The sequence below is a fragment of the Paraburkholderia tuberum STM678 genome, from assembly GCF_902833905.1.
Classification (GTDB): domain Bacteria; phylum Pseudomonadota; class Gammaproteobacteria; order Burkholderiales; family Burkholderiaceae; genus Paraburkholderia; species Paraburkholderia tuberum.
The window spans coordinates 1-10,842 of sequence record NZ_CADFGP010000115.1 but is presented as its reverse complement, the minus strand read 5'-3'; the positions used below and the strand labels follow the sequence as shown (position 1 = coordinate 10,842).

Genomic DNA, 10,842 nt, shown 5'->3' with positions numbered 1-10,842 from the left:
TCCGAACCTTCAGAGCCACGGAAATCGCGCTCTATCATGCACTTGGCAAGCTCCCCGAGCCTCCATCCACCCACACTTTTTACTGACCAACCAGGTTTTTAGCCTTCCTGCTGCGAAAGTATCCTGCACTCAGTTCAGAATCGTGGTCTTTACGACATTCGAAAATGCCGCCTCACCCGTGCAGGTATCTTCACGTTGCTGACATGTTGACGGGATCGCGGTGAGAAGCAACACAACACACCTGCCACAGACGTCATTTCTTACGCCGGCTACCGATTTCCGTCCGACGTGATTGGCTAGGCGGTGTGGCGATACTTGCGCATGGCCAGAGAATCGCTGGCTGGGCGCGGCATTGAGCTCACGTACGAAACGGTGCGACGCTGATCGGTGAAGTTCGGGCTTGCCATTGCTCGACGCATCCGTTCCACCGCGTTGGACCCGGCCAACAGGTGGCACCTCAACGAAGTGGTGATCACGATCGACGGCAAGCAGTACCCGCCGTAGCGTGCGATGGACCAGCCTGGCACGGTACCGGATGTACTCGCACAAAGCCGGCGCGAGTCGCATGCGGCGACGCACATCATGCGTGATCTGCTTAGGAAGCACCGCCGCGCTCCGCGTGTTCTGATCACCAGTAACGTGGAACCCCGACAATTGCACAACCGGGCGGAGAACTCGCACCAGCCGACGCGAGTGCGCGAAAAAGTGTTGCACGCTTCAAATCAGCGCGCTATCTGACGCGATTCGCGTCGGCTCATGCTCAGGTGAGCAATCGGTTCAAACGCTGCCGGTACAGCGCGAACGCGCAACAGAAGCGGCAGACACGCAAGGAGGCCTGCGAGGCGTAAGAAGCTGCAACCGGAAATCCGATTCCGGATCTCCTTGCCAACCAAGTGAGCCAAACTTATGTCATGCGATTTCGCATGCACGTCATTCGGCAAGTTGACATGCCAGTCACGGAAAATATCGACTGAAGCACGCGAGACTCACCGAGCGCGAAGCGACCGACTCATCCAGAGAAGCATAGTGTCGTAACTCAGACCAACGAGTCTTTAGGATTCTCTGCGTGGTTCAGCGTGCGTCCGGCGTTCGATGCTGTCCTGACCGTCGGGGCGTCGACCGTTAACGCCGCCAGTTGCTCACGCATGCCGCCCGTCATACCGTCGAACGCGATGCGCTGACTGGCCGTAAGCGGCGAAGCGCCAGTTCGGCTCGTCAATGCGAGTGGATCGGTAGGGTGATTGTTCCGCCGCACCTCGAAATGCAGGTGAGGTCCCGTGGACCTGCCGGTGCTGCCTACTGCGCCGAGTCGTTGTCCTTCAGTCACGGACGCGCCAACGCGCAAATCGCGGGCGAAGCTAGACAGATGTGCGTAATACGTCGTATAGCCTTGTGGATGATTGAGCACAACGTACTGCCCATATCCGCTTTCGTTGCCTACGAACTTCACGGTTCCCGAAGCCGCCGCCACTACGGGCGTCCCCTTCGGCGCGCTAAAGTCCACGCCGGTGTGAAAATGCTGCTTGCCGCCGACCGGATGGACACGATTGCCGAAAGTCGAACTGACCCTAACGTAATCGAGCGGCATCGAAAAGGGTTCAGCGGCAAGCCGCCGTCCGTCGAATGAATAATAGTCCCCGTTGGCGTGCCCCGGTGCGACAAACCACACGGCCTGGTAGACCTTAGCGCCTGAGCGGAGTTCGACTGCCGTCACGCGCCTGCGCTGTGGCGCCGCGGCATCGCGCCCGTGGAAAACGCGGTAGGTGTCGCCCTTCTGCGCGGGCGCCGCAACGTCGAGCCGGGAGGCAAAAATACGTGCAATCTGTTCCCGTATGTCGACAGGCACGTCGGCCCGCACCAGAGTATCGCGCAAGTTGCCTTCGATCCGCCCAGCGTATGACCCGATTTCGGCCTCCGGCGCGACAAGCGGCACAGCGCCAGATAGCGGACTATTTTGAGCCTCGCCAACGAACCCGATGAACTTGCCGGCAATATCGGCCGAACCTTCGGACATCTGCCGAGGTCGCTCGACGGGTTGCGCAGCCTGCACGGTCACCCCAAGGCCAGACCAGATCGCGCTGGATGCCTTCACGCGATTGAATATTTCTGGTGCTGCAGTCGAAACTGATAGGCCGAGAATCGCGACCATGCCACACAGCACTCCTGCGCCCGCGATGGAACTCGCTGGAGATTTACATCTGGAACGCATAGAATTGCCCACTTCGATGGCAATGGCTTGCGCCTTGGGGAAAGTGTTACCTAGAAAGTGGAACGACATCATGTCAAAACCTCGCAGTCAAAATAGAGGGCTGCAGGCGTAAATGACAGTGCTTGAAACGCGCGGCAGCGGGCGGAAACGGGATAGAGCGAAAATCCAACAGTCTGGGTACCCTTCCGCGCTACACAATCCGGTCAGAAACCGTTGGAAAGGGTCCCTTCGCTATCTACATGCGAGTCCTAAAAAGGGTTAATGCGATAGAGATAGAGTAAGGCGACGCCCCGTTTCGCCCTATGTGACCAATCCGAAAGAACTCTGTCCCCATAAGTATCGACCTGCGGCAGCGAGTCGCATCGCCCCCGCGCACGGCACAATCACGAAGCTCGACGACCTCAGACGAGCGCCAGAGGTTCATGGAGATTCGACTCTTCGCCCGCCCAATTTGCTTTGACCGGAGGCATGCAATTTCGGACTTGTAAAGCGGCGCGCCTTATACCTCCTCGCTTTTATCGGTTGTTCTTCACGGGATCGCCGGCGCAAGCTAGTGCATCCAACTTGCTGGGCTGATCCCCGCGCGATTCATGACGCCGACGGGTTTGCCAACAGGCCAATTTCGACTCATGGGAAAAAATTGAGCATCTTCGGTGACATCGTGAACAAGCTGTTCCACGAGGCAAATCCCGACGCGAGGACGCCGACAGTTGAGCCTGCTCCTGATCCGGCACAGAAGCGTTGAATATCGCAAACAGCTGACGCAGGATCTGAAGTATTCCGGACACTTGAATGACTCGGCGAGCGTGATCCTCTGGCTGCATAGCGAGGTGACGGCGACGCTGGTCGCAAAGGGTGGCAAGTTTCCGCCCGATCTGGGCGGTTAAGCCACGCGTTGACAGAAAGTCCAATACGGGCCTCTTCTAATTCGCCAGAGCCCTAAAATTCATACGTGTCATATTGGCTGAATGCCGTGAATCGTGAAAACTGATTCGGAAAGGCGCGCGGGCATGCACGGATCACATCTGCCGTCCCTCGCGGCTAACTCGGCGATGGCGCTTGCATTGACAGACCGCGACGAATACAGCTCATCGGCATAGACATGCCAGAGACGTCCGCTCTCGCTTTTTGCGATGACAAGTTCTACCGTTAGAAGCTGTTTCGAAATTAGTTAAACATCGGCTTGAGACACGCTCAACACATCAAAGCGCAAGCGAGAGAAAGGAAATCTTCATGGATATGGGCGTATCGTTCGTAGCGAATCTTCAGGCGTCGAAACGAGCGAAGCCACGGAATCGATCGTTCGACTGGCCAATGCGTTTCTCCGAGACCACTGCCGTGTGGCAAACCGATTTTTGCGAGCGCCGGCGTGACGCCATGTTTTTACAGGCGCTGTCGATGATTCTCAGAACTGTAGCCCCGGTCGCGCTGAACAATTTACGGTCTATGCAGTGGACCTCCCCACTTGCCACGAATGCGCGCATGGGATCTATTGGAACGAAGAAACGGGTTCGCACAGCAACCGTGTGAACGGTACTAGTTTTGCCCCGCAAGGCGAGACGCTGGTGCGTGCGGCCGAAAAGCCCTTCAAGGTGCAACATGATTTCGGCGATCACCAACCGCGGTGAGTTGAACTTCATGATCTTCGAAGAAATGCTCAGGAATGCCACCTTCATCGAACTCACGAAGCGGTTTCTCAAACAGCTCACGCGCGAGATCTACTAGATGGTCGACGGCCATCCGGGCCGCATTGGTCTGCTGCTATCAAGATGTTTGCCGCCGACCAAGCACCGCGTCTGCGGTTGATCCGGCTGGCGAGCTATTTTCAGGAGCCTAATCCCAGACGAGACGCCCAACCAGGGACGTCAAGACTAACGCGATCGGCAAGATCTAACCGACCATCAAGACGGGAATGAGCCGGGATCAGCGGTGGCATCTGCATCGTCCGCAAAAGGAACTCCCGTGATTCGCAACCCTACTGCAGTAAAAGCATGTCGATATAGCACCCGATCGACTACGAACTAGTTAATGATTTCATCAGTGCCTTTGTAATTTTCATTATTAATTTACCAATACTTATCACGAAAAATGCGCTTTTTTTCGGGGCCTTTTTGCGAAGAGGCATCGATGATGCGGGCAGTCCATTAGAGAACTCGCGCTGAACGACAACTTGACAATACTTTTGAGGATTCTATGAGAATTGCTGTCCTAGACGACGATCAGGCACAAACCGACTTTTGCTCTCAGACGTTATCGCCGGCAGGGCATATCTGCCACGCGTTTTCCTCTGGCCGGGAACTGGCACGGCAACTGAGACGGCAGACCTTTGATCTACTCATACTCGACTGGAACGTGCCAGACATGTCGGGCAAAGAGATCTTGTGCTGGGTTCGAGGTAGCCTCTCTGAACGACTTCCTGTTCTGTTCATGACGAGCCGCAGCAGTGAAGCGGATATCTCGTCAATACTTAATCACGGAGCCGACGATTACGTCGTCAAGCCGGTCCCTGGAAGGGTCCTGCTCGCGCGCGTCAGTTCGCTGTTGCGACGCACCTATCAGCTCAGTGCTGCTGGGCGCGAAGTCTATGGAGATTACGACTTCGATCTGATTGCGAAGCAGGCGCTGCTTAAGGGAACCGCTGCTGCGCTGACCCCAAAGGAATTCGAACTTGCACTGCTGCTGTTCCAACACTTGGGCCGACCGTTGTCTCGCGCCCACATTCGCGATGTAATCTGGAATCAGATCGCCGAAATCTCGTCGCGGACAATTGACACGCACGTGTCGGTACTACGTGCCAAGCTCAATCTGCGTCCGGAAAACGGTTATCGGCTCGCAGCGGTTTACGGTTATGGCTATCGCTTGGCTCAGATGAATAGTGTCGAGACACTCGAGCGTACGTCCCATTAATCGCGCACCGATGACGTCAGCGGACAAATGGTGATCGTGAAGCCGCGATTTTGATTTCTTCTTCTCACCATCTTCGCGACGACCTCAGCAACTGACAACGTCGCTCGAGCGCAACGGAATAGAGGACGGACTGCGGTCGCTGGTCGGTTCGATTCCTGTTTCACATCTCGCGGTGGTGCAGGCTCGAAACCTTCCGTGCCATGCGCTGGCAGCGTCAAGCCTTGAGAGAAATTAAATACTTTTGAAACGTGGCGGATGAGCCGTTGCGCGTCTCGTGGCGCAAAGTGCGCCGGGTTTTCTTCGGTGAATCGCCAATGTCGTGCTTAGGTATTTGCGGGCCTCAGCCGGCGAGCGCGTGAAGAATGAATTTGCCACCTTTGACGACGCCCATACGAACGAGGCTTATCGCGCGGAGCCGCTCAATCAACCGTCTGCTTGATGGTGTTTGCCGTCGATAACGGCTATCAAACCGTTGTATTCGCCGCGCCGGGCCAGCGACGACAATGCCTATAGCCTTCCGGGAACATCAGAGTTCATTAAAGTTTTCCCCTGAAGTTGGGCAATGATTTTCCGCCGTCCTTTTGGAGAGGCTCGAAGCAGGAGGTTCATTGTTACTATAAATTCGCGCTCTTCATTCTTTTGGAGATTGACGAACGCGAGTAGCGCCTGAATAGTTGCGGCTTCTTTGTTATTCGACATTTCGATTTCCTTTGATCTTCACACTACATCGCAAGTTGTAAAACTGCCGAAGAAGGGAAAGACTTATATCGCCCTGAAAAAATCCACCAGAACTCAACAAAAATAACAGCCAAACGTTGCTAACTGAAGTTGCAAAGGTTGCCCGAGAACGCACTGCGTATTGCCGATACAAGCTCGCCGACGTCAGCACTCTTTAGAATAAGGGAATGCACTCCAATCCGCTCGAGCGACCGTCGAAGATCAGGGTCGCCATTCATACTGAATACGATGATCTTCAAATCCGGAAAACACTCTCTCAAGAACGCCAGATAGGGAACTCCGTCGCCGTATTCGCCTCCGGGCATCGCGTCGTCAGTGACAAGTACACTGCAGGGCACGCGAGCAAGACGTTCAACAACCTCAGTCGAGTCGCACGCAGTCGCTACCATTCTTAAATCAGTATGTCCGCTCAGTACCATTCTGACACCCGATAATACGACAGGGTGGTCATCGGCCACAATAATATTGATTATTCCTTGCACTTTACTACCTCGCGATCTATCGGAAAGACAGTTTTTCGCGCCATCTCGTCTGAGTCGCGACTCCAGGTGCACAATCCAAAACCCTTCATTGCCGTGAGTTTTATGAATTCAGATCGCACTCGGAATATTCATGCTGGAATAAAAGCACTTTCTATGCAAATAGCATCAACCAACGCCTTTCATACATTCTATTTTTTTGAGTATCGACGGAAATGCGACGGGTGTTATTTTTCTTTTACACCAGTCGGACTCGTCATAAATTTGTTTTTGGTGTTGTGGCGGCGCATAGAAAGAGGCTGGAGTTGCTCCTGTAACTCAGGACGTGGACACCGTTAGCAGGCTGCGGAAATACACCCCAGCAGAAGCAACGTCCATCTCGCTGAGCGGTTGCCGCCGCAGATTTTCTGCATGGCGAAATTCCAGCGCCAATTCAACGCCCTTTTCGACGGCTTGAGGCGCATTTTTCGCCCGATTACCGCGATTTCCGCTACTGCGGGCGGACCTGCCCCAGAGAGCGCATGCGCACGAGGTTGTAGGCGGCCATGTTCAACACGAACATCCGGTCGACTTTTTTCAACCCGCGCACCATCACCTGGCGCATGCGCCCCACGGTCTTCGCCCAACCAAAGCCTTGTTCGATCAGCTTGCGCTTTTGCTGCGATATCACATAGCCCACGCTGTGTGCGATGGCATCGGGCACTGCTGAACGACGACCCGAGGTGTTCTGTGCCACGTGCGGCGTGACCTTCATCTGCTGGCACGCTTCGATGAATTCGTGTGCGTCGTAACCCTTGTCCGCACCCAGCGTGATTTGCGCAGCCGCGTCCTTCGCTGCTTGCCGCGCATCGTTGATCATGACCGTGGCCGCTTCACGTTCGGCATGCCCGTCAGCACGACTCACGCGGGCGTTGACCACCAGTCCATGGCGGTTGTCGGTCAGCGTGTGGCCCATGAAACGCAGTTCGCTGGCCGTCTTGCCCTTGCAGTAAAGCCGTGCGTCGGGATCGGTCGTCGACTCGTGCGTCTCGTTGCTCCGCCTGCTACCCCTGAAGTCGCCCCTCGCCGCTACCACCGTCGTTATCGCTGTCGTCACCGTCCTTGCGCGCAAAGCTCTTGTGTCCCCGCCCACGCCTGGATCAGCGTGCCGTCCACGCTGAAGTGCTCGCCCGACAACCAGTTCTTCTTCTGCGCGATAGCCAGCACTTCACTGAAGAATTCGACCACCGCGTCGTGCCGGATTAAACGCTCGCGGTTTTTCGTGAACACCGTCGGCACCCACACCGAATCGTCCATCGACAGACCGATAAACCATCGAAAAAGCAGGTTGTATTGCGTTTGCTCCATGAACTGGCGTTCGGACCGGATGCTGTACAGCACCTGCAGCAGCATGGCCCGCAGCAGTTTCTCCGGCGCGATGCTCGGGCGGCCGCCCTTGATGTCAGCCTCATACATTCCGGCGAACAACCGGTCCAACTTCGCCAGCGCCTCATTCGCCATGACGCGAATCGAGCGCAGCGGATGTGAGTCCGGAACGAAATCGTCCAGCTTGCGCACGGAAAACAGACTTTCGGTGAACGTGTCGGCGCCGCGCATGATCTCCTTGGGGGGCGGGTGAGCTTCTCACATCAACGCTTTTGCTATCCGTCGCGATGACTTCCGCGCGAGGTATTTCCGCAATCTGTTAGGTTGATGGCGCAGCAGTTCGCCGGAACCCGCGAGCGAAGCTGCGCGTGCGATGGTCGATGTAGCCAGGGCCGTTGTCCGACAGCCGTTCGACGGCCGCACCCGCCTGGGTCGCTCCGAAGCGTCGCTCGACCGCAGCGAGCATCACATCACGCACGACGCGTCGTCATTATGTGCGCCAGTAGTCGCTGCCCAACGGATGTCACCTACCGGTCATGGCAGTCCAGCGCGAAGGTCCCACGTAACGGCGAGCCATCGTCACAACGGAACTCGAAGCCTTCTGAGCATCAGCGGGCATTGCTCCGATCAACGGCGACGAGTCCATCACGCCAACGATGCTTCGCGCTCGCGTGAACTGGATAAGGCTCGACGCTCTTGCGTGACAATGGCAGTAACAGGCCCGACATCAATCCTCAAGCCTGACATGGCGATATGGCATCCTAACGTCTGCGCTCCAGTTCATATATATTCGTCAGATTCGTCGACTCCTCATTTCAACAAAAATCGCTCGAATTCTTTCCACTAAATAGTACCGGGCATTGGCTGACGATTAGACACCCGTATTTGGGTATAACCTGACATTCGCGTCGATATCCTCTGCGTGAATCGCGGAGGCCGAAAATCCGCTTTCATATGCAAACCTGAATAAATCAGCGTCACGTTCTATGCCCAGCTTGCGCATCGCCGCCCTTTTCTGTGCGCTCACTGTCTGCTTCGTCCGATTCAACTGGGCGGCTATTTCGTTAATCGTGACGCCGGACACGTACAGACGTACAACCTCGGCTTCCCGCCCCGAAAGATTGCGCGGGGGTATGGCTTGCGTTGGGCCGACTCTTCCGGGTTGCTCGCGTGAAGTCGGTGAAAAGTAGGTTGCACCCGCGTGAACTGCATGTATGGCGGTAATCAGATAGTCAACATCTTTCGATTTGTTCAGTACCGATTGGATACCAATTTTCCGCATCTTGGAAGCAATGGCGAAATTGTCGATCGTGGTGAAGACGATTATCTTAAGGTCGGGATATCGGCGCTTTAAGAACGAAAGCATGGCCATCCCGTCACCGTATTCTCCCCTAGGCATGGAGTAATCTGTGATGAGAATGTCACATTCGACATTTGACAGAAAATTGACGATTTCCGTCGAATCCTGCGCCGTCCCAAGGACGCTGAGAGTATGGACTCTGGATAGTTCGTATTTGACGCCAGTGATTAATGCCGGGTGGTCGTCTGCAAGTATCAGCTTGATTTTCATTGCTCGCTCGATCGGTCAACTGCATTTATGAATCGAATTTTGGAATGCTTAATGTAACGGCGGCCATCGAGGGCGGGTATCTTACTAGCCTCATTCAATCCACCAAACTGTCTGACTGATCCGAAAAACCAACGGGATATATCTGGAGATAGCGCATTGTCGTCCGTATGATCCGACGACGGAGTGGTTCGTTTTCAACGAGCTTCGGGCGGCGAAAGCGTCAGTCGGATATTGCTGGGACGGTATGGAATTCACATACGAAACGGTGCGACGCTGGTCGGTGAAGACCCAAGGGTGTCTTCGAGGCGCAAGAAGCTGCAACCGGAAATCCGGTTCTGGATCGCTTCTTCTACTAGATTAGTATAACTAACGTCACTCACTTTCTCATTCACGTCATTCTGGCAATTTGACAATTCCTCAATTCCACATCGCTCGAAGATTCCAGGTCTTCTAAAACATCGGGGCTACCGTACAAGTTGGTCAAACGCCCGCACTGTGATTCTGAAAAATATTGCAGGCGCAAAAAAATGCCAGCTCTTTCTCTCGCTCATTGAACTTGATGTGAGACGTTCTTGTCAGACCAATTCTCATCTTGTTTTCATCTGCATGACTATCGATTGGATCATGCCCTAGTCGATACGCGCGATGAACTCGTTTCATTTTGCATAGCCTGTGTTCAAAGGGTCCACTTCGCGACCAGGCTTTACCTGATCAGGGAGTTAGTGGCAATGCATCGTCCCAAGAGCATGCTTCTCGCCAATATCGTATGGGCGCGAGAAACCGCTGAACGCGCGCCAGATTTCTTCACCACCCTGTCGCTCGGCCAAAATCCCCGTGTGCTCTGGATACTCTGCTCCGACAGTCGGGTGCCTGCTGAAGCCATCACCCACAGTGCGCCGGGCGAGCTGTTTGTCCATCGCAACGTCGCCAACCATTTTCATCCGAACGACAATAGTTACGCGAGCGTGCTCGAGTATGCCGTGCGCGCGCTGATGGTCGAGCACGTGATCGTTTGCGGTCACTACGGCTGCGGCGGTGTACGCGCATCTCTCCTACCGCCCTCTTCCGGAATGCCGCACGTCAACCGCCACATCGCACCACTTCGCGCGCTTGCCCACCGGCATTGCGCAGAGCTCGACTGCGAACCGAGCGACCGGGCGGCCGGCCGGCTCTCCGAGTTCAACGTACTCGAACAGGTGAGGTTGCTGCGTGACACGGCGATCATCCGTGACAGCGTCCCCGCCCCGCTAGGGAAACACTGATTTATCAGGCTCGGCCGTCATCGCTGACGTGTTCGAGTACGTTATAGAAGGAAGCTCACGGAACGGACCAATAGTGATGAAGCGGCAGATCAGCTTTGCAGAAGCGGAGAGTGCGGGCAAGAAACGGGTGACCAGGCGCCAGCGCTTCCTGGAGATAACGTCAAGTCTGGTGTATGGGCCGTTGATAGCCGGCGACGTCAAGCGGCGAGTTTCTGCTGAGCCGGTTGATCGTCTTGCACCGGTTCGCCGTCCCTGAAGGCAATACCCTCCAGCAACAGCTTGATCTGTTCGGGGCCGTTAATGCGGCGCCAG

Annotated in this window: 7 protein-coding genes and 5 pseudogenes; 5 read left to right on the top strand and 7 right to left on the bottom strand. The window is 55.3% G+C overall.

Annotated elements, in window-relative coordinates; all coding sequences use genetic code 11:
* Nucleotides 1–255 precede the first annotated feature (255 nt).
* A pseudogene (locus tag HWY30_RS43240) lies at nt 256–848 on the top strand (IS6 family transposase).
* A 188-nt stretch (nt 849–1,036) separates the two neighbouring features.
* Here HWY30_RS43240 and HWY30_RS39520 read toward each other — a convergent pair.
* Nucleotides 1,037–2,281, bottom strand: a complete 1,245-nt coding sequence (locus tag HWY30_RS39520; protein WP_244145197.1) for a M23 family metallopeptidase — start codon at nt 2,279–2,281, stop codon at nt 1,037–1,039.
* 638 nt (nt 2,282–2,919) lie between these two features.
* Here HWY30_RS39520 and HWY30_RS39515 point away from each other — a divergent pair.
* Nucleotides 2,920–3,096, top strand: a complete 177-nt coding sequence (locus HWY30_RS39515) for a DUF3597 family protein (protein WP_425199435.1) — start codon at nt 2,920–2,922, stop codon at nt 3,094–3,096.
* 307 nt (nt 3,097–3,403) lie between these two features.
* Here the strand turns inward: HWY30_RS39515 and HWY30_RS39510 are convergent.
* Nucleotides 3,404–3,685: pseudogene (locus HWY30_RS39510) on the bottom strand (transposase); the annotation flags it as partial.
* Nucleotides 3,686–3,808: 123 nt separating this feature from the next.
* Here HWY30_RS39510 and HWY30_RS42650 point away from each other — a divergent pair.
* Complete coding sequence (locus tag HWY30_RS42650; protein WP_279613342.1) at nt 3,809–3,934, top strand: hypothetical protein; 126 nt, start codon at nt 3,809–3,811, stop codon at nt 3,932–3,934.
* 468 nt (nt 3,935–4,402) lie between these two features.
* A complete protein-coding gene (locus tag HWY30_RS39505; RefSeq protein ID WP_090809603.1) occupies nt 4,403–5,116 on the top strand; it encodes a response regulator transcription factor in 714 nt (237 codons plus the stop codon).
* A gap of 507 nt (nt 5,117–5,623) precedes the next feature.
* Here the strand turns inward: HWY30_RS39505 and HWY30_RS39500 are convergent.
* The 5 genes and pseudogenes from HWY30_RS39500 to HWY30_RS39480 all read right to left on the bottom strand — a co-directional run bounded on the left by HWY30_RS39500 (nt 5,624) and on the right by HWY30_RS39480 (nt 9,268).
* Complete coding sequence (locus tag HWY30_RS39500; RefSeq protein WP_143037278.1) at nt 5,624–5,815, bottom strand: hypothetical protein; 192 nt, start codon at nt 5,813–5,815, stop codon at nt 5,624–5,626.
* Between the two features lie 119 nt (nt 5,816–5,934).
* Nucleotides 5,935–6,312 carry a response regulator gene (locus HWY30_RS43235; RefSeq protein ID WP_425199436.1) on the bottom strand — a complete coding sequence of 126 codons (378 nt, stop codon included), beginning with the start codon at nt 6,310–6,312 and terminating at the stop codon, nt 5,935–5,937.
* Nucleotides 6,313–6,823: 511 nt separating this feature from the next.
* Nucleotides 6,824–7,929, bottom strand: a pseudogene (locus HWY30_RS39490) (IS5 family transposase).
* Between the two features lie 124 nt (nt 7,930–8,053).
* Nucleotides 8,054–8,378 (bottom strand): annotated as a pseudogene (locus HWY30_RS39485) (IS3 family transposase); the annotation flags it as partial.
* Between the two features lie 191 nt (nt 8,379–8,569).
* A complete protein-coding gene (locus HWY30_RS39480; RefSeq protein ID WP_090809599.1) occupies nt 8,570–9,268 on the bottom strand; it encodes a response regulator in 699 nt (232 codons plus the stop codon).
* Nucleotides 9,269–9,996: 728 nt separating this feature from the next.
* On the opposite strand from HWY30_RS39480, the pseudogene HWY30_RS39475 reads away from it, so the two are divergent.
* Nucleotides 9,997–10,518: pseudogene (locus HWY30_RS39475) on the top strand (carbonic anhydrase); the annotation flags it as partial.
* Between the last annotated feature and the right edge of the window lie 324 nt (nt 10,519–10,842).

Coding starts and splice junctions, on each gene's coding strand:
- HWY30_RS39520 (WP_244145197.1), bottom strand. CDS start 2,281: ATGATGTCGTTCCACTTTCTAGGTAACACTTTCCCCAAGGCGCAAGCC.
- HWY30_RS42650 (WP_279613342.1), top strand. CDS start 3,809: ATGATTTCGGCGATCACCAACCGCGGTGAGTTGAACTTCATGATCTTC.
- HWY30_RS39505 (WP_090809603.1), top strand. CDS start 4,403: ATGAGAATTGCTGTCCTAGACGACGATCAGGCACAAACCGACTTTTGC.
- HWY30_RS39500 (WP_143037278.1), bottom strand. CDS start 5,815: ATGTCGAATAACAAAGAAGCCGCAACTATTCAGGCGCTACTCGCGTTC.
- HWY30_RS39480 (WP_090809599.1), bottom strand. CDS start 9,268: ATGAAAATCAAGCTGATACTTGCAGACGACCACCCGGCATTAATCACT.